Source organism: Nocardia salmonicida (genome assembly GCF_036142455.1).
Taxonomy (GTDB): Bacteria; Actinomycetota; Actinomycetes; order Mycobacteriales; family Mycobacteriaceae; genus Nocardia; species Nocardia salmonicida.
The window spans coordinates 6,334,305-6,357,943 of sequence record NZ_CP108014.1 but is presented as its reverse complement, the minus strand read 5'-3'; the positions used below and the strand labels follow the sequence as shown (position 1 = coordinate 6,357,943).

General features: G+C 68.2%; 18 protein-coding genes. 10 read left to right on the top strand and 8 right to left on the bottom strand.

From position 1 onward, the window contains the following. Positions 1–40: 40 nt before the first annotated feature. Positions 41–1,243 (top strand): low temperature requirement protein A, encoded by a 1,203-nt coding sequence (locus OHS03_RS29695; RefSeq protein ID WP_328658617.1) that lies wholly within the window; start codon positions 41–43, stop codon positions 1,241–1,243. Here the strand turns inward: OHS03_RS29695 and OHS03_RS29690 are convergent. The 3 genes from OHS03_RS29690 to OHS03_RS29680 form a co-directional block, all read right to left on the bottom strand. Further along, the gene (locus OHS03_RS29690; protein ID WP_328658615.1) at positions 1,230–2,063 is read right to left on the bottom strand and encodes an ion transporter; all 834 of its coding nucleotides are present in this window, start codon (positions 2,061–2,063) and stop codon (positions 1,230–1,232) included. The two genes, OHS03_RS29695 and OHS03_RS29690, sit on opposite strands and share 14 nt — an antisense overlap. A gap of 117 nt (positions 2,064–2,180) precedes the next feature. Continuing rightward, entirely contained in the window at positions 2,181–3,791 is a 1,611-nt protein-coding gene (locus tag OHS03_RS29685) for a GMC oxidoreductase (protein WP_328658612.1), read from the bottom strand. A gap of 118 nt (positions 3,792–3,909) precedes the next feature. Then, complete coding sequence (locus OHS03_RS29680) at positions 3,910–4,677, bottom strand: sulfite exporter TauE/SafE family protein (RefSeq protein ID WP_328658610.1); 768 nt, start codon at positions 4,675–4,677, stop codon at positions 3,910–3,912. Positions 4,678–4,974: 297 nt separating this feature from the next. Between OHS03_RS29680 and leuA the strand changes: the two genes are divergently transcribed. Both leuA and OHS03_RS29670 read left to right on the top strand, forming a co-directional pair. Further along, the gene (leuA, locus tag OHS03_RS29675) at positions 4,975–6,771 is read left to right on the top strand and encodes a 2-isopropylmalate synthase (protein ID WP_056821969.1); all 1,797 of its coding nucleotides are present in this window, start codon (positions 4,975–4,977) and stop codon (positions 6,769–6,771) included. Between the two features lie 572 nt (positions 6,772–7,343). Beyond that, on the top strand, positions 7,344–8,804 hold the full coding sequence (locus OHS03_RS29670; RefSeq protein WP_407942528.1) for a MinD/ParA family ATP-binding protein: 1,461 nt from the start codon (positions 7,344–7,346) through the stop codon (positions 8,802–8,804). A gap of 30 nt (positions 8,805–8,834) precedes the next feature. On the opposite strand, the gene OHS03_RS29665 is transcribed toward OHS03_RS29670, so the two are convergent. After that, entirely contained in the window at positions 8,835–9,734 is a 900-nt protein-coding gene (locus OHS03_RS29665; protein WP_056821971.1) for a LysR family transcriptional regulator, read from the bottom strand. 71 nt (positions 9,735–9,805) lie between these two features. On the opposite strand from OHS03_RS29665, the gene OHS03_RS29660 reads away from it, so the two are divergent. From OHS03_RS29660 to OHS03_RS29630, 7 genes are all read left to right on the top strand, one after another. Further along, a complete protein-coding gene (locus OHS03_RS29660) occupies positions 9,806–10,732 on the top strand; it encodes an EamA family transporter (protein WP_328658606.1) in 927 nt (308 codons plus the stop codon). 186 nt (positions 10,733–10,918) lie between these two features. Further along, the gene (locus OHS03_RS29655) at positions 10,919–12,673 is read left to right on the top strand and encodes a hydroxysqualene dehydroxylase (protein WP_328658605.1); all 1,755 of its coding nucleotides are present in this window, start codon (positions 10,919–10,921) and stop codon (positions 12,671–12,673) included. Positions 12,674–12,736: 63 nt separating this feature from the next. Beyond that, positions 12,737–13,972, top strand: a complete 1,236-nt coding sequence (locus OHS03_RS29650; protein ID WP_328658603.1) for a MurT ligase domain-containing protein — start codon at positions 12,737–12,739, stop codon at positions 13,970–13,972. After that, positions 13,969–14,685 carry a type 1 glutamine amidotransferase gene (locus OHS03_RS29645; RefSeq protein ID WP_328658600.1) on the top strand — a complete coding sequence of 239 codons (717 nt, stop codon included), beginning with the start codon at positions 13,969–13,971 and terminating at the stop codon, positions 14,683–14,685. The genes OHS03_RS29650 and OHS03_RS29645 overlap by 4 nt, the downstream gene beginning before the upstream one ends. A 131-nt stretch (positions 14,686–14,816) precedes the next feature. After that, positions 14,817–15,683 (top strand): ABC transporter permease, encoded by an 867-nt coding sequence (locus OHS03_RS29640; RefSeq protein WP_407942527.1) that lies wholly within the window; start codon positions 14,817–14,819, stop codon positions 15,681–15,683. Beyond that, on the top strand, positions 15,680–16,738 hold the full coding sequence (locus OHS03_RS29635; RefSeq protein ID WP_328658598.1) for a taurine ABC transporter substrate-binding protein: 1,059 nt from the start codon (positions 15,680–15,682) through the stop codon (positions 16,736–16,738). Before OHS03_RS29640 ends, OHS03_RS29635 begins: the two co-directional genes overlap by 4 nt. Then, positions 16,735–17,526, top strand: a complete 792-nt coding sequence (locus OHS03_RS29630; protein WP_328658596.1) for an ABC transporter ATP-binding protein — start codon at positions 16,735–16,737, stop codon at positions 17,524–17,526. The genes OHS03_RS29635 and OHS03_RS29630 overlap by 4 nt, the downstream gene beginning before the upstream one ends. Before the next feature lies 1 nt (position 17,527). Here the strand turns inward: OHS03_RS29630 and OHS03_RS29625 are convergent, their stop codons facing one another. The 4 genes from OHS03_RS29625 to OHS03_RS29610 all read right to left on the bottom strand — a co-directional run bounded on the left by OHS03_RS29625 (position 17,528) and on the right by OHS03_RS29610 (position 23,617). After that, a complete protein-coding gene (locus OHS03_RS29625) occupies positions 17,528–18,409 on the bottom strand; it encodes a bile acid:sodium symporter family protein (RefSeq protein ID WP_328658595.1) in 882 nt (293 codons plus the stop codon). A 118-nt stretch (positions 18,410–18,527) separates the two neighbouring features. Beyond that, positions 18,528–19,595, bottom strand: a complete 1,068-nt coding sequence (locus tag OHS03_RS29620) for a zinc-binding metallopeptidase family protein (protein ID WP_062990183.1) — start codon at positions 19,593–19,595, stop codon at positions 18,528–18,530. A gap of 3 nt (positions 19,596–19,598) precedes the next feature. Further along, positions 19,599–20,495, bottom strand: a complete 897-nt coding sequence (locus tag OHS03_RS29615; RefSeq protein ID WP_328658592.1) for a transglutaminase family protein — start codon at positions 20,493–20,495, stop codon at positions 19,599–19,601. After that, positions 20,492–23,617, bottom strand: a complete 3,126-nt coding sequence (locus OHS03_RS29610) for a circularly permuted type 2 ATP-grasp protein (RefSeq protein ID WP_328658590.1) — start codon at positions 23,615–23,617, stop codon at positions 20,492–20,494. Before OHS03_RS29610 ends, OHS03_RS29615 begins: the two co-directional genes overlap by 4 nt. Positions 23,618–23,639: the final 22 nt, after the last annotated feature.

Sequence of the window (23,639 nt, the reverse complement as noted above, 5' to 3'; positions counted from 1 at the left end):
GCCGCGCGCGGATCAGGGCCTCGGGTGCGAACATTGACGCATGATCGGAAATCGACGGGTCCGGTTCCGTCCGGTCACCGCGGACAGCTCGGTGACCCAGCTCGAATTGTTCTTCGACCTGGTGATCGTCTTCGCCTTCACCATGGTCACCGACCTGGCGGCAGACGAGACCACGGCGGCGAACATGCTGCGGGCCACGCTGGTCCTCGCCCTGATGTGGTGGCTGTGGATCGCCTACTCGTGGCTGGGCAATGTGGTGCGCGCCGACGAGGGCATCGCGCGGGTGGGCATCTTCGTCGCGATGGGCGGTGCGTTCATCGCCGCGCTCACCATTCCCGAGGCGTTCACCGACCTGCCCGGCGGCTGGTTCGGTCCGCTGGTCTTCGCCATCGCCTACCTGGTGGTGCGGCTGGTGCACGTCGCCATCTTCTGGGCGGTCAGCGCCGAGGACTCCCAGCTGCGCGGGCAATTGCTGCGCTGGGCGCTCGGTTCGATCACCGTCGGCACCACGCTGCTGGTGATCGCCGCGATGACCTCGGGACTCACCCAGATCCTGCTGTGGATCGCCGCGATCGTCGGCGACATGGTGTGGACCTTCGTCGCGGGCACCGACTGGCGGCTCAATTCGGCCAAGCACTTCGCCGAACGCTACGGGCTGATCGTCATCGTGGCGCTGGGCGAATCGATCGTCTCGATCGGGATCGGGGTGGCCGGACTGCCGATCTCGTGGCCGATCGCGCTCGGCTCGATGCTCGGGCTCGCGGTCTCGGGTCTGCTGTGGTGGCTCTACTTCGACGTCGCCGCGCTCTCGATCGAACACAGTTTGGCCCATGCCAAGGGCGCCGCGCAGATCAAGATCGCGCAGAACAGCTACACCTACTGGCACTTTCCGATGATCGTCGGCGTGATCGCGCTCTCGCTCGGGTTGAAGAAGGTGCTGTACTACGTGGGCGACTCCTCGCACCACAAGCTCACCGACCCGCTCTACGGCATCCCGCTCGGTGCGCTCTACGCGGGACCAGCGCTGTTCATCCTCGGCGTCGTCGTGGCGAAATACTATGCCTCGAAATCGGTGTCGATCGCGCGCGTGATCACCGTGGTCCTATTGCTCGCGCTGATCCCGGCCGCCGCGCACCTGCCCGCGCTCGCCTCGCTCGCCGTGCTGTGCACCGTGCTGGCCGCGCTGGTGATCTTCGAGACCCTGCGCTTCGCGCAGCCGCGTGACCAGATCAGGCACGCTTGATCTGACCGATGTGGTGGCGCACGCTGTGCTCGGCGGGCGTCGCCCCACGGTGTGAGGGCGGCACCGTCACCCCGGCCCGCACGGCGTCGTTGATCTGGTCGAGGTTCTCGCGCAGCATGTCGGCGACGAGTTCGTCGGTGCGCGGGTCGTCGAGCAGCTGACGCAGCATGCGGTAGACCGTGTCGGCGACGAGCCGGATGATGTCGTCGTGGAACGGGACGTAGCGCAGCTTGCCGGTCTGCGGGTCGTTCTTGATCAGGTCCATGATCAGCTGATCGACCTCGGCGTGGTTCTCCTCGAGCGCGGCGGCGATGTTCTGGGTGTAGTGGCCCGCGCGCAGGACCTTGGAGACCTCGTCGAGGATCGCGATCGTCATCGGACGCTTGATGACGTCGACGATCGTCCCGACGAACCGGTTGACGATCGTCGCGGTGACCCGCTCCCCCAGCGCCCGGTCGGCGACCCGGCCCAGCCGGATCAAGATCACCACGATGCGCAACAGCCGGAACCCGCGGAACAGCGGGGTGGTCACCGGGATCATGCCGAGGACCTCGTACCAGTAGATGAACGGGAACGACCACGGCCAGCCCGCCCGGCGCCAGCGCCACAGGAACTCGACCAGGAAGATCGCGCAGATCGACGTGTCGACGACGACGATCGCGTGGTAGGTCGGCCCGCTGACCTGGAAGAAGGTGATCCACACGACCAGCACCACCGAGACGATGGCGAGGATCAGCATGAAGATGTCGGTGCGCAGGCTGGGCGTCTTCGAGCGCACGTCCGGCAGGGCCTCGACCCGTTCGATCCCCGGTGAAGCCACTGTTGCTCCTGAATATCTGGCGGTCGGCGCCGCGTAGGTCGGCCTTGACATCACTGCCCACGCTAATTGGTGGACCGGCGCCGCGAGGGGAGTTGCGGACGCCGGTCGATGGCGTGTTCAGCCGCGCAGGACGGCCTCGATATTGCGTTCTGCCAGTGCGGTGATGGTCAATGACGGGTTGACGGTCGCGGTGCTGCCGGGGATCGCGGCACCGTCCATCACGTAGAGGCCGGGGTGTCCGTGAACACGACCGAAGGCGTCGGTGGCCTTGCCGAGGACCGCGCCGCCGAGCGGGTGCGCGGTGAACTGGGCGTTGGCGTCGTAACCGAGCGCGCCGTATTCGGCGACCGCGCCCGCGCGGTCGGCGATCCGGTGATCGACGACGCGAGCCGCCGCGGCGACCGCGTGCTGCGTGGCCGTCGACCAGTTCAGGCCGACGCCGCCCGTCGCGGCGTGATAGCCGAAGCGAGCGCGGGTCGGATCGAGGACCATGCCGAGCGAGGCCAGCGCGCCGGTCTCGAACGGGATGCCGGGGATGTACCAGTTCTCCAGGGTGACCGGCACGTTGGAATCGTCGTGGATCCGGCTGGCGCTCGGCACACCTTGGCCCTGGCCCGCGATGGCGCTCGCGCCGCGGGCCAGCACCACGTCACCGTTGGTGCCGAAGCCGTCGCCGATGTGTTCGTTGAGGTTGGGCAGCGTGCCGGTGGCCTGGGCGCGGACCAGCAGCTCCGAGGTGCCGATCGAACCGGCGCCGAGGAACAGCTTGTCGCAGGTCAGGTGGCGGGTGCTCAGTACCTGACCGCTCGGCGCGAGCTTCGACACGGCGACGACGAACCTGCCGCTCGCCTCCTGGGCGATAGCGTCGACGCGGTGGCCGGGGAACACCTGGGACCTGCCGGTCTCGCGGGCGTAGCGCAGGTAGTTCTGGTTGAGGTCGAACTTGGCGCCGTTGGAGTTGCCGAGGTTGGAGCGGGCCGAGGTGGCCGAGGCACGCGAGCTTCCCGCGAGTTCGCTGCGCAGCACGTCCCAGGTGAAGATCGAATCGTTGGGCAGCGGCTGGTAACCGGCGGCACGCACCTGCTCGTCCCAGGCGCGCGAGTGCGCGAACGGCGAGGAGTGATAGATGTCGGCGGGCATCTGGTCGAGCCGCAGCATCTGGCGCACCCGCGGGTAGTAGACGCTTTCGAGCTCGCCGTAATCGACCACACCACCGAAGACCTGGTCGAAGAGCCTGCGCTCCGGCGCCACCATCGCCCCGGTGAAGATCACCGATCCGCCGCCGACAGCCGCGGCCCGCCACACGTCGATACCGGAATACTCGGTCACATCCAGCACCCCGCCGAACGCGCTGAAACTCATCGGCACCTTGGTGACGCCGGTGAAGCTGGTGCGATGCCAGAACCCGCGGCCGTCGGGCAGATCGTCGCCGGTGAAGATCTCGCGCCACGGATCGTTCGGCCAGTGCGAACCGCGCTCCAGCACCGTATTGGTGATCCCGGCCTCGGCCAGGCGCAGCGCCGTGACGGCGGCGCCGAAGCCGGATCCGATGACGATCGCCTGTGTATGCGCCGGCGCGTCCGGGATCGGGGCGAAGATCTCCGGTACCCAGGACTGGAACATCGTCTCGCGCGGATCCGCCGAAGCGGGCACGCTCGCCAGCGTCGTTCCCACGGCACCGGCAACAGCCGCCAGTCCCGCCGCCTTGAAAAAGGCACGTCTGTGCACCAGGCCACCTCCCTCATCACGCATGGCCGACGCGAAGAATACCCCGCAACATGAAGGATCGCCCGGTGGCGACCACATTTGTCACAAGTCACGACGAGCGCGTGAGGCTACCGGGGCCTCAGCTGGTGAGCAGGCGGATCACCGCGATGGTGCCGACCACCACGATCACCCCTCTGAGCACAGTCGGCGACAACTTCCGCCCGACCTTCGCGCCGAGCTGCCCGCCGATGATCGAGCCGATCGCGATCAACGCGACCACCTGCCAGTCCACCTCGGCGATCGCGATGAAGATCACCGCCGACACCCCGTTGACGATCAGGGCGAGCACGTTCTTCACGCCGTTGAGCCGCTGGATGTCCTCGTGCACGAACACCCCGAGCAGACCGATCAGCAGCACGCCCTGGGCGGCCCCGAAGTAGCCGCCGTAGATGCCGGTGGCGAAGACCGCGACCAGCAGAATGGGCCCGCCGTGTTCCGGCGTCGCCGACGCGCCGTCCGCCCGGCGCTTCTTCACCCATGCGGCCAGTCGCGGCTGCACGACGACGAGGATCAGCGCCACGATGATGAGGACGGGGACGATCGCCTTGAACGCCGCCGCGGGCATGGTCAGCAGCAGGATCGCGCCGGTGATGCCGCCGAGTAGCGACGCGGTGCCCAGCTGTAGCAGTCGGGACCGCTGTCCTTCCAGTTCCCGCCGATAGCCGATGACCCCGCTCACCGAGCCGGGGACGAGACCGATCGTGTTCGACACATTCGCTGTCACCGGCGGCAACCCGAACGCGAGCAGCGTGGGAAAGGTGATCAGCGTGCCCGATCCGACGATCGTATTGATGCCACCCGCCGCGATACCCGCGGCGAAGATGGCCACCTGTTGTAGCCAAGTCATTCGAATTCCTTTGGTACGTCTCGTCGGACGTGAAGTCCGTACAAGCGTGCGTTATGGGGGAAACCGTACTGGTCAACCGGTGAGCGAAAGGCAGCGGACTCGATTCGTCGAATTGGTCCGGGCCGCTTACAAGCAGGGGTGGGCACGCGGTAAGCTCGAAGGATCATGCTGCAGCGGGCTCTTCTTCTCGGCCGCCGCGACGGGTCCTGATACGGACCGGCTCCCGTCGCGGGGTTCCAACGCGCCGGTCGACCCGCTCCCATTCAGGGAATCCATCACACCCACGGAGAAACTTGCATGTCCTCGGCTGACGCATTCGTATCCGCTTCGCGCACCATTTCGGCCCCCGGCAAACCCGCACCGGCCGACCAGCCCGCCTGGAACACCCAGAAGAACTCCTCGATGCCGGCGTTCCGGTATCGCCCCTTCGCCGAAGAGGTCGAGCCGATCACGGTGCCCGACCGCACCTGGCCGGACAAGATCATCGATCGCGCGCCCGCGTGGTGTGCCGTCGACCTGCGCGACGGCAACCAGGCCCTCATCGACCCGATGAGCCCGGCCCGTAAGCGCCGCATGTTCGACCTGCTGGTGCGGATGGGCTACAAGGAGATCGAGGTCGGTTTCCCGGCCGCGAGCCAGACCGACTTCGATTTCGTCCGCGAGATCATCGAAGACGGCGCTGTCCCCGCCGACGTCACCATCCAGGTCCTCACCCAGTGCCGCCCCGAGCTGATCGAGCGCACCTTCGAGGCCTGCGCGGGCGCACCGAACGTGATCGTGCACTTCTACAACTCCACCTCGATCCTGCAGCGCCGGGTGGTCTTCCGCGCCGACCGCGACGCGGTGAAGAAGATCGCCACCGACGCGGCGGCGCTGTGCCTGGAGATCGAGAAGCGCTACCCCGACACCGAGTGGCGCTACGAGTACAGCCCGGAGTCCTACACCGGCACCGAGCTGGACTACGCCCGTGAGGTGTGCGACGCGGTCTCCGAGATCATCGCGCCGACCCCGGCCAAGCCGCTGATCATCAACCTGCCCGCGACCGTCGAGATGGCCACCCCGAACGTGTACGCCGACTCGATCGAGTGGATGCACCGCAACCTGGCCCGACGCGACTCGATCGTGCTGTCGCTGCACCCGCACAACGACCGTGGCACCGCCGTCGCGGCCGCCGAGCTGGGCTACCAGGCCGGCGCCGACCGCATCGAAGGCTGCCTGTTCGGCAACGGTGAGCGCACCGGCAATGTCTGCCTGGTGACGCTGGGCATGAACCTGTTCTCGCGCGGCATCGACCCGCAGATCAACTTCTCCGATATCGACGAGGTCCGTCGCACGGTGGAGTACTGCAACCAGCTGGCCGTCGCCGAGCGTCACCCCTACGGCGGTGACCTGGTCTACACCGCGTTCTCGGGCAGCCACCAGGACGCCATCAACAAGGGCCTGGACGCGATGAAGGCCACCGCCGACGCGCGCGACGCCGACGTATCCGACATCGTCTGGGAGGTTCCGTACCTGCCGATCGACCCCAAGGATGTCGGCCGCACCTACGAGGCCGTGATCCGGGTGAACTCGCAGTCCGGCAAGGGCGGCGTGGCCTACATCATGAAGACCGATCACGGGCTGGTGCTGCCGCGTCGCCTGCAGATCGAGTTCTCGCAGGCGATCCAGGCGATCACCGACGGTGAGGGCGGCGAGGTGACGCCCAAGGAGATGTGGGATGTCTTCGCCACCGAGTACCTGAACCCGATCCTGCCGCTCGAGCGGATCAAGCAGAAGGTCACCGCGGCCGAGACCGACGGTGGCGTGGACTCGATCGTGGTGACCGTCAAGGTCGAGGGCGTCGAGCAGGAGATCAGCGGTTCGGGCAACGGCCCGCTGGCCGCGTTCGTCGACGCGATCGCGACCGTCGGCTTCGACGTGCGCGTGCTCGACTACAGCGAACACGCGATGTCCGCCGGTGACGACGCGCAGGCCGCCGCCTACGTCGAGGTCGCGATCGGCGACAAGGTCGTGTGGGGCGTCGGCATCGCCACCTCGATCACCACCGCCTCGCTGCGCGCGGTCGTCTCGGCCGTGAACCGCGCCGCGCAATAGGTTGCTCCATGGTGGCCGGGACCGGAGTCTCGGCCACCATGCTGACCTGTGGATAGTTTTACGATCCTGTGGATAACCGCGGTCCGGCTGGTCGGCTTCGCGCCGGATATACCGGTTGAGCTGGGCGCTTTCGATTCCCATCCGCCCGTGCGTGGCAGCTGCCACCGGCGCGCGAAATTTGGCTCCGTGTTAGCGTTTTAGGGCATATTCAGCGCCGAGCTTTCCTGCTCGTTCAGCGAGCAAGTGGGGGAACTGTGACCAACAACGACCATAATCCGACCTCGCCGCCGTGGCTGCAGAGTCCGTCGGCTGACGCGTCCGAGGCTGCGTCCGGTCCCTCCGGTGTGCAGACCGCGACCGAGGACGACATCGAGCCCGCCGAAACCGCCGCCGACCCAGTCGGTGAAGGCAGCGATCCGTCGACCGGTGACCAGCCCGTCGCCGAGCCCGGCCATGCCGGCCTCGCCGACCAAACCGTGTATCAGCCCGCGGGTTTCGCGCCGCCGGGTCAGTTCGCGCAGGGTGCTCCGTACTCGGTGCCCGATCCGTATCAGCACAGCGGCGCGCCGCCGATGAACGGCCCCGAGCAGCAGCCGTGGCCGAGCCAGCCGGGCGAGCAGCCGTGGCTGCCGGGTCAGCCGGGCGCCGAACAGCCTTACCCCGGCCCGCATGCGACCGGCGAGCAGCCGCAACCGGGCCTGCCGCCGCAGTACCCCGGCGCCGAACAGCAGCCGCAGTACCCGGGCGCCGAGGGCCCGCCCTATCCCGGACCCGAACAGCAGCAACAGTTCCCCGCGCCGGAGCAGGGGCCGCAGTCCGAGCCCATCTACAGCTGGGCGCCTCCGCCGCCGCCGATGTACCAGCAGCCGATGCAGGGTGGGATGCCACTTGGCCAGCCCGAGCAGCAGGGACAATTCCCCGGTCACCCGGGGCAGTTCCCGGGTCAGCTCGGCCAGCCGGGTCCGCCGCCCGGCCAGCAGTGGCAGGGCGGTCCGCCCCCGCAGCAGCAGCCGTTCCAGCCCCAGCACATGCAGGCACCGAACCAGCCCGGTCATTCGGTCAACGATCTGAACCTGCTCAAGCGCGCGCGCAAGTCACCGCGTAGCGGGTGGCGCAAGGCCGTGCACAAGGTGTCCGGCGGTGTGATCAACCCCGGTGAGTCGGCGGCCGATGTCGTCTACCGCGATCTCGGCGAGCGGGTCAACCAGCCCGTCCGCGGCGATTACCGGATCGCGATCCTCTCGCTCAAGGGCGGCGTCGGCAAGACCACCACCACGGTCGGTCTCGGCTCCACCTTCGCCTCCCAGCGCGGCGACCGCGTGATCGCCATCGACGCCAACCCCGACCTGGGCACCCTCGCCCACCGTGTGCCGCGACAGACCCGCTCGACGGTGCGCAACCTGCTCGAAGACCAGCAGATCACCCGTTACTCCGATGTTCGCGCGCACACCTCGCAGGCCCCGAGCCGACTGGAAGTGCTTGCCTCCGAACAGGATCCGGCCGTGTCGGAGGCCTTCAGCGAGGCCGACTACCGCAAGGCCATCGGCATCCTGCAGTCGTTCTACAACATCATCCTCACCGACTGCGGCACCGGTTTGATGCACTCGGCGATGTCGGGCGTGCTGGATATGGCGAGCTCGCTGGTGCTGGTCACCTCCCCCGCTATCGACGGTGCGCGCAGCGCCTCGGCGACGCTGGACTGGCTCGACCACCACGGCTACAGCAAGCTGGTCGAGCGCACCGTCGTCGTCGTGAACGCCTCGCGCCGTGGCGCGTCCACGGTCGACCTCGACCAGCTACGCAAGCTGTTCCTCGACCGCACCCGCGCCGTGCAGATCGTTCCGTTCGACGATCACCTGGCCGAGGGCGCCGAGATCGACCTCGAGCTGGTCAGCAAGCCGACGAGGCGGGCCCTGCTCGAACTGGCCGCGATGGTCGCCGATGACTTCAGCTACCACGGTCAGCCCCAGCAACAGCAGTATCAGCCCGGCCAGCCCTACCCGGGTCAGCAGTATCAGCCAGGCCAGTTCTGACGCAGCACGAATTCTCGGCGCGCGGATCCGTCACCGCGCGATGACTTCGCGCGCCGCGGCCTCGAACGCGTCGAGCACCGTGGCGACGGCCGGGCTGCGGTGCGCCTGCGGGCGGGTGATGATCTCGTAGACCCTGGCCGCGCGGACCCCGGCCAGCGGTAGTACCGACAGGTCGGGGTGGGCTACGGCGTAGCGCGGCATCAGCGCGACACCGTAGCCGGAGGCCACAAGCGTCTCGATCACTCGGAACTCGTTGAGCCGCTGCGCGATCCGTGGCCGCACCCCGGTGACGGTGGCAATGGATTCGAGCACATCGTCGACCGGGAACCCACCGCGCACGCTCACCCAGGTCTCATCGGCGAGTTCTTCCGGACGCACCGAAGACCGCCCGGCCAGTGGATGATCCGGCGCGACAACGACATCGATCGGCTCGCGCATCAGCACCCGCGCCGCCAGCCGCGGCGCGGACAGCGACGGCGCGCGTTCGTCGCGATGGGTGAGCACGATGTCGTAGTCGGCCAGCAGTTTCGACGCCTCACTCGGCGGCAGGTCCTCGTCACCCGCCACCAGCTCGACCCCGCTGGCGGCCAGCGTGGCCAGCACGGGCGGCAGCAGCAGCGCGGCCCCGGACGGAAACGACGCCACCCGCACCTGCCCGCGTGGTGAGCCCCGATAGTGGGCCATCTCCGCGGTGGCCCGCTCCATCGCGGCGAGCACGTCGTCGGCCCGCAACACCAGCGCCTGCCCGGCGTCGGTGAGCCGCACCCGGCGCCCGTCCGGTTCGAGCAGCGCGACCCCGGCCTCCCTGGCCAGCACCTTCAACTGCTGCGAGACCGCCGACGGCGTCATCGACAGCACTTCGGCGACGGCGGCGACCGTGCCACGGTCGGCCAGCTCGCGCAGGATCCGCAATCGCTCGATCGAGAACATGAAGTAAAACTACGTTATTCGTCCACATTTATTCGATTGTGCTGATCTTTAGCGGCCCGCACGATAAGGGCGTGACCTCCCGTGACCGCCTGCTCGGACTGACCGTCGTCGTGCTCTGGGGCCTGAACTTCCTGGCCATCCGCATCGGCCTCGACCACTTCCCGCCCTTCTTCTTCGTCGCACTGCGCTTCGCCGTGATCGCGATCCCCGTGCTGATCTTCATCCCGCGCCCCGCCGTGCGCACCCGCTGGCTGCTGCTCTACGGCACCGGCTTCGGCATCCTGCAGTTCGCGTTCCTGTTCACGGCGATGCGCACCGGGATGCCGACCGGTCTCGCCTCACTGGTGCTGCAGTCGTCGGCGCCGTTCACGGTGGTGCTCGGCGCGGTACTGCTGCGCGAGCGGTTACGGCCCGTGCAGATGGCGGGCCTCGCCGTCGCCGTGCTCGGCATGGTGGTGATCGGCGCCGATCGGATGGCCCATGCCACCCTGCTGCCCGTCCTGCTGACCCTGGCAGGCGGCCTCGGCTGGGCGTTCGGCAATATCGGCGCCCGCCAGGCCGGCGCCGATTCCCCCGGCTACAACCCGATGCACCTGACGCTGTGGATGTCGGTGGTCCCCGTGCTGCCGATGCTGGCGCTGTCGATGGTTGTCGAGGGGCCTGGAACCGGTTTCCGCGCGATCGGCGCCGCGTTCTCCGTCGACGGCCTGCCCGCACTGGCCGCGCTGGCCTACATCGCCGTCCTCGCCACCGTCTGCGGTTCCGGCCTGTGGACCTACCTGATGAGCCGCTACCCCGCGGGGACGGTCGCGCCGTTGTCGCTGCTCGTGCCGGTCGTCGGCATCGCGGCCGCCTGGGCGGTTCTCGACGAGCAGCCGTCGGTGGCCGCGCTGGTCGGCGGGGCGATCGTGATCGCGGGGGCCTTCGCGGCCACCACCGGCCGTGGGCTCACGAAGGCAGCGTCGCCCGCCCCCACTCCCGAATTGGCCCGAGCCTGAACCCGATTTCGACCCACGATCGCGCGAGCTCTGGCTAGCATGTGACCGGTCGCCGATGCGGTTGTTGTGCGACCGGCCGGTTTCGAGCTCGCGAACGACGCACAGGTCGATACAGCCAGGTCTTCGCCGCGCTCTAGAGTGGTAGCAAATCCCAGGCAATACTCGAGCAAGGCAGCTGAACAGCATATGGCGGAACAGCGGTGGCCCGTTTCGCGAAGGAACCTACTTCGCGGCACGGTCGCAGCGGGGGTGATATCGGCGGGGGCCGTAGCAGGAGCGCCGGGATTCGCCGCGCCACCCGGCCGACGGGTCGCCGTTCTCGGCGGCGGTGTCGCCGGACTGACCGCCGCCCATGAATTGGCCGAACGCGGGTTCGAGGTCACCGTGTACGAGGCGCGGGGGCTGGGCGGCAAGGCGCGCAGCATGGGCGTGCCGGGCACCGGCCGCGACGGCAGACCCGATCTGCCCGGCGAGCACGGGTTCCGCTTCTTCCCCGGCTTTTATCAGAACCTGCCCGACACGATGCGCCGAATTCCGTTCGCCGGCAATGCCGACGGCGTGTGGAACAACCTCGTCTCGGTGCCGGAGGCCAGGTTCTCGCGCCGCGACGGCGACGACATCCTGCTCGCCCTGCCCGACGGCATCACCGCCACACAGGCCACCCCGGATTCGATCAGGGAAACCCTGGCCGCCACCATCGCCACGACCGCCAGGATGTCGGCGGCGGAGGGCATGTTCTTCGCCAACCGGCTGATGGTGTTCAACACCAGCTGCGATGCCCGCCGATTCGGGCAGTGGGAGCACACCTCCTGGTACGACTTCGTGCGCGGGCACGAGCGTTCGCACGAGTTCCGCGCGGTCGTGTCCAGGTCGCTCACCTCCATCATGGTCGCCGCCAAGGAGAACCTGGCCAGTACCCGCACCATCGGCAGCATGGGCGAACAGTTCCTCGGCAATCCGCTCGGCCTCGGCAACGACGGCGGCCTGGACCGCGTGCTCAACAACGCGACCAACACCGCCTGGATCGACCCGTGGGTACGCCACCTGCGTGACCTCGGCGTTCGTTTCGAACTCGGCGCACGGGTGAGCGAACTCGAGGTACGCGACCGGCGGATCCGCGCCGCGCGGATCACCGATGCCACGGGGGCGCGCACCGTCGAGGCCGACTATTTCGTGGTGGCGCTGCCGGTGGAACAGGCCAGAAAACTGTGGTCGTCGCAAGTGCTCGCCGTGGCGCCGGAACTCGCCGTGACGGATCGGCTCTTCGTCGATTGGATGAACGGAATGCAGATCTATTTCCGTGCGCCACTGCGTATTTCGCGCGGACACACGGCCTATGTGGATTCGCCGTGGTCACTCACCTCGATCAGCCAGAATCAGCTGTGGGCCGACAAACTTCCCTCCTTCGGCGACGGGTCGGTGGCCGATTGTCTTTCGGTCGATATCTCCGATTGGAATTCGCCCGGAATGCTCTACGGCAAACCCGCCGTCGAATGCACCCACGAGGAGATCTTCCGCGAAGTCTGGGAGCAGCTGAGCAGCCATCTCAACGATCGCGAACAACTGCTTCGCCCCGCCGACGTGCATTCCTGGTTTCTCGATCCGGGAATCACCTGGCAGGGCAGTCGCAACGCGAATGCCGACCCGTTGCTCATCAATACCGCGGGCTCGTGGGATGCCCGGCCGGAGCCGCACGGATCGATCGAGAACCTGTTCCTCGCCGGTGATTACGTGCGCACCGATATCGACCTGGCGACCATGGAGGGCGCCAACGAGTCGGCCCGCGCCGCGGTGAACGCGCTGCTCGACGTGGCGGGCTCGTCGGCGCAGCGCTGCCGCGGTTTCCGCCTGCGGCGCACCCCCGAACTAGAGCCGCTGCGGCTTCTCGACATCGACCGCTACGCCAAGGGTCTGCCCAACCTTTTCGACGACCCGGCCTGACCCGGACGCAGCTCACACCGCTCCCGCACGCGCGCCCGGACGGTACGCACATAGACTCGCGGCGTGGCAGACATCTCGGTGCGTGGGCGATTGGCCTTGCGAGCAGCGGCGGCAGCGTCGTGGGCGTCGCAGAAGGCAGGTCGCGGCAAGGGTTCGATGATCGGCGGCCTGATCGCGTTGAAGATCGATCCGTCGATCATGACGCAGCTCGGACGCGGTCGGCGAACAGTGCTGATCACCGGCACGAACGGTAAGTCGACCACCACCAGGATGACGACCGCGGCGCTGGGCACGCTCGGCGATGTCGCCACCCAGGCCGACGGCGCCAATATGGACGCGGGCATCGTGGCCGCGCTCAGACTGCACCCCGGTGTGGCGCTGGCCGCGATCGAGGTCGACGAGCTGCATCTGCCGCACGTGAGCGACGCGCTCGACCCCGCCGCCGTGGTGCTGCTCAATCTCAGCCGCGACCAGCTCGACCGGGTCGGCGAGATCAACATGATCGAACGCAAGCTGCGCGCCGGGCTCTTGCGTCATCCGAACGCGGTCGTCATCGCCAACTGCGACGACGTGCTGGTGGCCTCCATCGCCTACGACCACCCGAATGTGGTGTGGGTGTCGGCGGGCAGCGGCTGGGCCGTCGACGCGACGAGTTGTCCGCGCAGCGGCGAGCCGATCGTCTGGGAGGGCGAGAACTGGCGCTCGACCGGCGCCGATTTCCACCGCCCGCAACCGGTGTGGTGGCTCGACGGCGAAGACCTGTGCGGCCCCGACGGTTTCCGCGCTCCGCTGCATCTGGCCCTGCCCGGCCGCGCGAATCGCGGCAATGCGGCCCAGGCTGTGGCCGCCGCGGTCGCGATGGGCGCCGAGCCGGCGAAGGCGACCGACGCCACCGGCACCGTGCGCGAGATCGCTGGCCGCTACCGCACCGTCACCGTCGGCGAACACGATGCCCGTCTGCTGCTGGCCAAGAACCCCGCGGGCTGGCAGGAAGCGCTGTCGATGATCGAGCCGACCTCGGCCGGTCTGGTGATCGCGGTGAACGGTCAGGTGCCCGATGGCGAGGACCTGTCGTGGCTGTGGGACGTGCGGTTCGAGCACTTCGAAGGCGTGCAGGTGGTCGCCTCGGGCGAGCGCGCCACCGACCTCGCGGTGCGCCTGACCTACGCCGGCGTCGAACACACGCTCATCCCGGATCCGGTGCGCGCCATCGCGTCCTGTCCCGCCGGGCACGTCGAGGTGCTGGCCAACTACACCGCGTTCCGCGATCTCAACCGTGACCTGGAGGCCCGCAAGTGAGCGAGTCAACCATTCGTATCGGCCTCGTCCTGCCCGACGTGATGGGCACCTACGGCGACGGCGGCAACGCTCTGGTCCTGCGTCAACGCCTGCGCATGCGCGGCTACGAGGCGGAGATCATCGACATCACCCTCGCCGATCCCGTCCCCGACTCCTTCGACATCTACACCCTCGGCGGCGCCGAGGACTCCGCCCAGCGGCTGGCCACCCGTCATCTCCAGAAGTACCCAGGTCTCCAGCAGGCCGCCGCCAAGGGCGCTCCGGTCCTCGCCATCTGCGCCGCCATCCAGGTGCTCGGCAACTGGTACGAGACCTCGGCGGGCGAAAAGGTCGACGGCGTGAGCCTTTTCGACGTCACCACCTCCCCCCAGAAGATTCGCGCCATCGGCGAAGTGACGACCACTCCCCTCGTCCCCGGGCTCAAAGCACCCCTCACCGGGTTCGAAAACCACCGGGGCGGAACGACTCTCGGCGCCGACGCCACTCCGCTCGCCCGCGTCACCCGTGGTGTCGGCAACGGCGTGGGTGACGGCACCGAGGGCGTAGTCCAGGGTTCGGTCTTCGGCACCTACCTGCACGGCCCCGCGCTGGCCCGCAACCCCGAGCTGGCCGACCTCCTCATCGCCATGGCCCTCGGCATCCCGGCCGCCGAGCTGGCCCCCTTCGACCTCCCCGAGGTGGATCGACTCCGCAAGGAGCGCCTGCGCGCCTGAACCGCCGAGCCGACTTCCGCTCAGCGCGACTTTTAACCTCCCTCGACGGCTACCTGCGCCGATAGCGTCTGCCTCGCAGTGCTCGGCGTATCCGCCGCAGCACCGGAGGTGAGGAGTGCTGGGTGACGGCAGTGGTGTCGACTGTGGACGTCGACGAGGCGGCCGGTCCGAAACCCACCTCTGTGAAGGCGCCGCGGCGGGGTGGTTCGGTGCTGGCCGCGGTGGTGGCCCTCGGCATCGTGCTGGTCGCGTGGACGGTGGTGACGGCGGCCGGTGTGGTCGACCCGCTGTATCTGCCCTCGCCGCGCGCGGTGTGGGATGCCTTCGTACGGGCCAATTCCACGCATCGGATCGCCGACGGCATCGACCGGTTCGTTGTCGGTGAGCAGAACTACTACCTCTGGGAACACCTGCTGGCCAGTCTGCAGCGGATCGCGATCGGGGTGGGTGCGGCGATCATCGTCGGGCCGCTGGTCGGGTTCGTGATGGGCATGGTGGCGCCGGTGCGGTGGGTCACCGAGCCGATCCTGAACTTTCTGCGCGCCCTGCCGCCGCTGGGTTACATCGGTCTGCTCATCGTGTGGTTCGGTATCGGCGACACCGCCAAGATCTGGCTGCTGTTCCTCGCCGCGTTCCCGCCGATCGTCATCGCGACGCTCGACGGCGTACTCGGCGTCAAACAGGACTACCTCAACGCGGCGCGCTCACTGGGTGCCGGTCGCGCACAGGTCATTTCACTCGTCGTGCTTCCCGCGACCCTGCCCACTGTGATCAGCGGTGTCCGCATCGCGACGGCTTTCGCCTGGACCACGGTCGTCGCCGCCGAACTCAACAACGGCATTCCCGGTATCGGCGGACTCGCGTATATCGCGGGCACGCAACTGAATACGCCGCTCACCATCGCCTGCATCATCGTGATCGGCGTGGCGGCGATGCTGCTGGACGCGGTGATCGTGTTCATCGGCGCCCGAGCTGTTCCATGGAAAGGCAAAGTATGAAAACCGCACTGCGCAGGGTCGTCGCGACCTCGGCCGCACTCTCCGCCGTAGTCGCTGTCACCGCGGGCTGCGTGGAATCGGGGCGCGAGGACACCGGGGCGGCCGCGAGCTGCCCGTTCGCCGCCGATCCGAGCGTGACCAGCACCGTTCGCCTCGGCTTCCAAGCCATCCCCAACGGTGATCTGGTGGTGAAGGACCGCAACCTGCTGCAGGCGTGCCTGCCGAACGCGAAGATCACCTGGAGCCAGTTCTCCTCCGGCGCCGACGTGGTGCAGGCCTTCGGCGCGGGCGGACTCGACATCGGCACGCTCGGTTCGAGCCCGGCGACCAAGGCACTGTCCGCACCGCTGAACCTGCCCGTGCAGGTGGTGTGGATCCACGACGTGATCGGCACCTCGGAATCGCTTGTCGTGCGGGACAAGTCGATCACCAGCCTGGCCGGGCTGGTGGGCAAGAAGGTGGCGACGCCCTTCGGCTCCACCTCCCACTACAGCTTGCTCGCCGCGCTCGACAAGGCCGGACTCACCGGCAAGGTGGAGCTGATCAACCTCGCTCCGGACGCGATTCCCGGTGCGTGGCAGGGCAATCAGATCGACGCGGCCTGGGTCTGGGACCCGACGCTGTCCAAGCTCACCGCGGCGGGTGGCACGGTGCTCACCAGTAGTGCCGAGACCGCGGCGGGCGGTGCGCCGACCTTCGACGTCGCCATCGCCGACAAGAAATTCCTCGCCGACAATGCCGCGTTCGCGAAGACCTGGGCCAAGGTGCAGGACTACGCCGTCGGTCAGCTGAAGAACCAGCAGGCCGAGGCAGCGGTGTCGATCGGCGCGCAGCTCGGTATCGCCCCCGACAAGGTCGTTCCGCAGTTGGCGGGCTACCAGTATCTGCCCGCTGCCGAACAGGCAGGCGCGAAGTACCTGGGTGGCGGCTTCAGCGCGGACCTCGCCGGTACCGCACGATTCCTGTTGAGCCAGGGCGGCATCGCCGCGGTCGGCACCGATCAGCAGTACCGCGACGGCATCTCCGCCACCGCCGCGGCGGGCGCGGGCTCGTGACCGCGGGGCCGGTGGCCGCCGACGCCGAGCGGGTGACGTTGACCGGGGTGAGCAAGAGCTACCCCGGTCCAGACGGCGATGTCGTGGTGCTCGCGCCGACCGACCTCACCATCGAACCCGGCGAATTCGTCTGCGTCATCGGCCCTTCCGGATGCGGCAAGTCCACTCTGCTCAACATCCTCGCCGGATTCCTCCCACCGACCTCGGGTGCGGTGCGGGTCGGCGATCGGGTGGTCGACGGACCCGATCCCGACCGCGGCGTGGTCTTCCAGCAGGCTAACCTCTACCCCTGGCTCTCGGTCCGCGGCAATGTCGAGTTCGGTCCGAAAGTCCGTGGCGTGTCGAAGCAGACTCGGCGGGCCGACGCGCAGCGGCTGCTGGAGCTGGTCGGACTCGACCAGCTCGGCGACCGCAAGCCCTACGAGCTCTCCGGCGGCCAGCAGCAGCGCGCGCAGATCGCCCGCGTGCTGATCAACGATCCCGGCATCGTGCTCATGGACGAGCCCTTCGGCGCACTCGACGCGTTGACCAGGGAGCGACTCCAGCGTGAGCTGCTCACCCTGTGGCGCGATCGCCGCAAGACGGTGTTGTTCGTGACCCACGGCATCGAGGAAGCGATTCTCCTCGGCACCCGAATCCTGGTGATGGGCACCGAGCCCGGCCGGATCGTGCACGACGTCACGCCCACGTTCGAGGCCGGCGCGGACTTCGCCACGATCCGCGCCGACCCCGAGTTCAGTGCCCTCCGAGACGAATTGGCCCGCCACATCTACGCGGCGCACGCCTGACTCACTCCGCGGCGACAGCTGATCGCACCTGTCCACGGGTGATGAGCCAGCCGACGAGCCCGGCGAGCGGGAACATCAGCACGCCGTACACCGCTGCGGGAACGGCCATTTCGCTGCTGTCGAGCACGCTGATCGCGATGGTGATGGCGATCGTGCTGTTGTGGATGCCGACCTCGAACGAGCAGGCGATGGCCTGGCGGTCGGCGACGCCGAGCAGGCGCGGCAGGTAGTAGCCGACCGTCAGGCTGATCAGGCAGAACACGACGGTGATGGCGCCGACGTCGGCGAGCGAGCCTGCCAACGTCTCGCGCTCGCTGACGATCGTTCCGACGATCACCAGCAGCAGCGTGATCGCCGACCCGATGCGCACCGGCTTGTCCATCCGATCCGCGAACTCCGTCGACCAGCGGCGCACCAGCATGCCGAGGCCGACCGGAACCAGCACGATCGCGAATACCTGGATCACCTTGGTCAGCTGCAGACCGACCGAACCGTCCTCGCCGCTCGGCTCGAAGTAGCCGATGGCGAAGTTCGTCACCAGCGGCACCGTGACGACCGCGATGATCGAATTGACCGCGGTCAGCGACACATTCAGCGCCACGTCGCCACGGAACAGGTGGCTGAACAGGTTCGCTGTCGTCCCGCCGGGCGAGGCGGCGAGCAGCATCATGCCGACTGCCAGAATCGGCGTCAGGTCGAACAGCAGCACCAGACCGAACGCGACCACCGGTAGCACCAGCAATTGGCAGACCAGCGCGATGGCGACGATGCGCGGAGTCTTCGCGATGCGGGCGAAGTCGGCGCCGGTGAGCGAGAGCCCGAGGCCGAACATGATCACCGCCAGCGCCAACGGCAGACCGACTGATACCAGTGGAGAGTTCATAGCCACACACTTCTCGTCGAGCAGTCCGAGTCGAGGTACCGACCGGATTGAGACGCATCGGTCTCAATCAAGCAGCGTAGCCAGCTGTGACGCTCGTCGCAGTGGAATCGAGAACGTATCACCCCGTCGAGACGACAGCCTCCGGGGCGGCGGCATGACTGCCGGTGCACAGATCGTGGACGAAGCGCATCTTCTCCAGCACCCGTTCGGGCAGGACGAAGGGGTACAGGTCGTCGCGGCCCATCGAGCGGTTGACCATGTTCAGCGACCAGGTCAGCGGCAGCCAGAGCTCGATGATCTTGTCGAACCCCGCGCGGCCGATCTGCGGGCGGTCGAGGGTCGCGCCCGCGGGGGCGAGGCCGAAGGCCGCCGCGGTATCGAGGGTGTCGCGGATGTGCAGATAGTGGGCGAAGGTCTCGGCCCAGTCCTCGGCGGCGTGCATGGTGGCGTAGGAGGAGACGTAGTCGCGTTTCCAGCCGCTGGGCGCGCCCTGGGAGTAGTGGCGGTCCAGGGCCGCCTGGTAGTCGGCGAAGGGATCGCCGAACAGGTCGCGAAAGCGTTGCAGGGCAGCGTCATCGGCCACCAGCACGGAGAAGTAGTAGTGCCCGGTCTCGTGCCGGAAGTGGCCGAGCAAAGTGCGGTACGGCTCGGCCATCTCGACGCGCAACTGCTCGCGGTGCGGGTCGTCGGCCTCGGCCAAATCGAGGGTGACCACGCCGTTCATATGGCCGGTGAGCACGTCGTCGGTCCGGCTGGACAGCAGATCGAAGGCCAGCCCGCGCTCGGGATCCTCGTCGCGGCCGACGATCGGCAGGCCGAGCTCGACCAGTTCGAAGATCAATCGCCGTTTGGCCGTCTCGGCCTCGGCGAAGGCGGCGAGGCCGTCGGTATCGGTGTCGTTGGGCCTGGTCCTGGTGAGCTTGCACGACACGCACAGACCGGGGCCGGACGCGTCACCGTCGACCAGCCAATTGCACTGCGCCACATGCAGGTTGTCGCACAGGCGGAAGCGGTCGCTGTCGACGACGCCCGCCACGTGGTCGATCGCCTCGTCACTCGGCGGGTCACCGATCACCACCAGCGCACGCTCGCCGAGGCTGAAACCCAGTGCGCTGCGGCACGATAGGCAGACCGAGTTCTCGAAAGCCAGCTGCTGACCACAATTCGGACAAACGAAGTCACGCACGGACTACACCTCCACCGGAGCTACATCGACCGACACCTTGATTGTGGACTGCTTGGCATCGGTGTAGATGATGCCACGCAGCGGCGGAACGTCCTGGTAATCGCGGCCCCACGCCACCGTCACGTACCGCTCGTCGGCGAACTGGTCGTTGGTGGGGTCGAAGGCGATCCAGCGCCCGGTGCGATCGGCGTCGTCGGTACTCGGCAACCACACCGCCGCCCAGGCGTGGGTGGCGTCCACGCCGACCATGCGCTCCTTACCCGGAGGCGGGTCGGTGGCGAGGTAGCCGGAGACGTAGCGGGCGGCCAGGCCCTGCGAACGCAGGCAGGCCGCGCCGATCCGGGCGAAGTCCTGGCAGACGCCTTCGCGGGCGGCGAACACGTCGGCCACGCTGGTGCTCACCGTGGTGGAGCCCGAGCGGTACTGGAAGTCGTTGTGGATGCGCGTGTTCAGCTCGGTGACGGCTTCGAGCAGCGGCCTGCCCGGCGGGAAACTCTCCGCCGCGTAGACGATCACGTCGGGGGTGATCTCGGGCGGGAGCAGATCGAGGGTGAACTCGACGGCGAGCGGTCCGGTGGCGGTGCTCGGACGCGCTGCCTCCCAGGGCATATCGACGCCCGGCATGCTCCCCGGGTGTTCGCCGTCGACATCGACCAGGGATTCACCGGTGACTTCGAGATTGCGATGCTCGGAGGTCACATGGAAATACGTCGTGGTGTTGCCGTAGACGTCGGTGCCCACCGAGCGGTCCGAGGGGACGGGGTCGATGTAGATCTCGTGCTCGAGCAAGCGCTGGCCCGGGTACTCGCGCGGGGTGAGGTACGCGCGACCGTAGGAGCTGGTCACCTCGTCGGAGTAGCTGTAGGTGGTGCGGTGCACCACCATGTATCGCCGGGTCATCCGACCATCCTGGTGTTACCCCAGAGAGGCTGGATACCCGCCGGGACAGCGAGTTTGGTGGTTTCGAACGATTCGGCCAACTTGCGCAGTCGCAAGTGCACCCCCTCCAGCAGTTCCACCAGCTCGGTCCGTACGCCGTCGTCATCGGTGTTCTCCAGGTCGGCCGGGTCGACCCGGCGCAGCATGCGCTGGGCATCGGCGAGCAGCCGCTGCGGGCGCGAGACGCCGGAACCGCCCGGCAGTGCCTGGAAATCGGCCTCGAGACGGTCGAGCTGATAGATCAGCGAACGCGGATTGCCCGCATCGAACAGCAGCAATCCCGCCAGCGCGGCAACGCGCGGCGCACCACGATGGCGGCGACGGTAACTCACCGCCGACTCGGTCGCGGCGAGCACGGCCTCGGCGACCACTCCTTGCGCCTCGGCCGAACTCCGCTGCCCCAGAGCGGCATTGATCAGCGACGTCACGGCGAGTCCACGCTCGATCCGTTTGCCGATATCCATGACGTACCAGCCGGTGTCGCGCACCATCGACTCGGCGCCGATCCCCGACAGCGACAGCAACGCCGCCAACGTCAGCGAATGCACCGCCGACAGCGCCGTCTCCTGTTCGGTACTGGCACTGCGGAATTCGGCCAGCGCGCGATCGACAGCACCGACGATCATCCAGGTGTCTCCGGAGAGCTGATCGCGCACCGCCCGCGCGGCGGACCCGTAGTGATCCACCGCGTACGACAGCGACCCGGCCAGCTCACGATCGCCGGTCACCGAGGCCAGGTACTGGAATCCCTCGGCCGAAGCCCCCGCCACCGCACGTCGCGCGGCGACACCCTCTTGACCACTGGAATCCATCGCGCGATGGGTGAACTGGCCCTGCGCCTGCCGCGACCGGGCGAGAACCGGCTCGGGCTCGGGGTCGGGAACCGGCTCCGGACCACGTTCGGGCGTGACGCCGGTGGTGCGCAACGCGCGCGCCAGCGCACTGGTTCCTGCCCGCTCCCAAGGCGCCTCCGCCTCATCGACCCCGGAATCGGGTTCGGGCTCGCCAGCTGTGGATCGATCCTGCCCGGCGCTCTGGCTCTGCACCGCCGACTGTGCTGCCTTCGGCTCGGACGGAGCGTCGTGACGCACCGCGTCCGTTGCTTCTTCGTCGCTCGATGACGGTGCGTCGCGAGCGGGTTCTTCGACACCTGCCGAATCATCTCGCTCAGCAGCGGAATTCGAAACCTCCGCGGCAGCGGCATCGCGGGACCGCACCGCTGTCAGCTGACCGATTCCGTCGGGCAGCACCGACTGCGGAGCGACGGTGCCCGTGGTGACCGACAGGGCGCGCATGAGGATCGGCAAGGCTTCGGCGCCGTCCAGCCAGGGGCGGTAGCGGTAGTCCTGGTAGACGTCATGGGTGGCGGCGAGCAAGCGCACCACCGACTCGGCGCGCTCGCTGTAGCGGCCCATCCAGAACAGGTCGTTGAGCACACGCGGTGAACTGATCGCCTCGACGACCGGCACCGCCCTGCGCAACCGCTCCTCTGGCGGCGCTTCCGAACCCACCGCGGGCACGGTGGCCGGGGCCGCGCGCACCCACACGTCTTTGGCGGCGACCTTGATCACGCTGCGGGTCGGTTCGAGCCGCATGCGCTGCTGGCCGAGTCCACCCGACATCGCCGTATAGCCGCCCCGCCTGGCCAGCGAGAACAACCGCATGCCCACCGGCGCGGGCGCCAACCCCGCCGGGCCGTCGACCGCGGGCGCGACCGAGAATTCGGCGGGTTCCTGCCCCACCCACTTCCACCGTTCGACCTCGATCCGGGCGGCGGTGTCGGCGCGTTCGGCCGCCGACAGGCTCGGTCCGAAGATCGTGGAGCCGTCGACGGCGGAGCGCAGCACCAGATCACCGACATGCGACACCAGGTGCGCGCGTTCGGTGTCGTCGCCACCCCAGTACGTGGGGGTCGCGTCGAGCAACAGATCCTCGCCGAGCACCGAGCGGGCGATGCGCGGCAGGAACGGGCTCAGCGCGGGCGATTCCAGCAGCCCGCTGCCGAGGGTGTTCACCACCGTCACCGCTCCGCGGCGCAGCACCTCGACCAGACCCACCACACCCAGCCGCGAATCGGGTCGCAGATCCAGCGGGTCGGAGAACTCGGCGTCGACGCGCCGCAGCACCACATCGACCCGTTCCAAGCTGCCGAGCGAGCGCATCCACAACGCGCCGTCGCGCACCACCAGATCGGAGCTCTCGACCAGCGGAAAACCGAGCATCTGCGCGAGATATGCCTGGTCGAAAGCAGTTTCGGAATGCGAACCCGGGCTGAGCACGACGACGACCGGCTCTTCCTCGTCGGCCAGCTCGGGCGCCGCCTCCTCGAGCATCAACCGCATTGCCCTGGCGAACGGGCTGAGCGGACGCGGCCCCGCGTGCTCGAAAGCCTCGGGGATCGCCGAGGCCACAACGCGCCGGTCGGCCAGGGCGTACCCGGCGCCCGAAGGAGCCTGCGCCCAGTCGGCCAGCACCCGGAACTGCCCGTCACTCCAACGGCTGATGTCACAGGCATGCAGGAACAGTTGGTGGGTGCCGGGGATCGTGATGCCGTGCGCTGCCCGCACATACCCGGTATTGCCGAACACCACCTCCGGCGGCAGCAGACCCGAGCTCAGCAGTCGGCGCGGGCCGTACACATCGGTGAGCACCTCGTCGAGCACCAGCGAGCGCTGCACCAGCCCGGTTTCCAGGCGGGTCCAGTCCTCGGCGGAGACCAGCAGCGGAATCGGGTCGAGGCGCCACGGTTGCGGTATCGCGGTGTCGTCCTCGCCGCCGAGACCGACCTCGGTGTAGGTGACGCCGTCGTCCTCGATCTGTCTGCGCACCCGGTGATCGATCCGATCGATCCCGCCGATCCCCTGATCGATGAAGTCGGCGGACAACTCCGACCACATCGACCGCACCCGCCCGCGCCCGTCGACCAACTCGTCGTAATAGCCCGTGGTCGGCCTGCCGCACTCGTCGAAGCGCGAACCCGCCGAGCTTTCAACCCGATACCGCGCGAACTGCTCGGCAACCTGGGCGCGTACGCCCGATCCCTGCCGATTCCCGCCCCGTTGCGCTTCGTCGCGCTGAGCCACCGAGCCTCCTGTGTTGATTGCG

What these genes read in the sequence shown, in the direction of transcription:
- OHS03_RS29615 (WP_328658592.1), bottom strand. Translation starts at nt 20,495, where the DNA reads ATGACCCGGCGATACATGGTGGTGCACCGCACCACCTACAGCTACTCC.
- OHS03_RS29655 (WP_328658605.1), top strand. Translation starts at nt 10,919, where the DNA reads ATGGCGGAACAGCGGTGGCCCGTTTCGCGAAGGAACCTACTTCGCGGC.
- OHS03_RS29665 (WP_056821971.1), bottom strand. Translation starts at nt 9,734, where the DNA reads ATGTTCTCGATCGAGCGATTGCGGATCCTGCGCGAGCTGGCCGACCGT.
- leuA (WP_056821969.1), top strand. Translation starts at nt 4,975, where the DNA reads ATGTCCTCGGCTGACGCATTCGTATCCGCTTCGCGCACCATTTCGGCC.
- OHS03_RS29695 (WP_328658617.1), top strand. Translation starts at nt 41, where the DNA reads ATGATCGGAAATCGACGGGTCCGGTTCCGTCCGGTCACCGCGGACAGC.
- OHS03_RS29670 (WP_407942528.1), top strand. Translation starts at nt 7,344, where the DNA reads ATGAACGGCCCCGAGCAGCAGCCGTGGCCGAGCCAGCCGGGCGAGCAG.
- OHS03_RS29625 (WP_328658595.1), bottom strand. Translation starts at nt 18,409, where the DNA reads ATGAACTCTCCACTGGTATCAGTCGGTCTGCCGTTGGCGCTGGCGGTG.
- OHS03_RS29635 (WP_328658598.1), top strand. Translation starts at nt 15,680, where the DNA reads ATGAAAACCGCACTGCGCAGGGTCGTCGCGACCTCGGCCGCACTCTCC.
- OHS03_RS29680 (WP_328658610.1), bottom strand. Translation starts at nt 4,677, where the DNA reads ATGACTTGGCTACAACAGGTGGCCATCTTCGCCGCGGGTATCGCGGCG.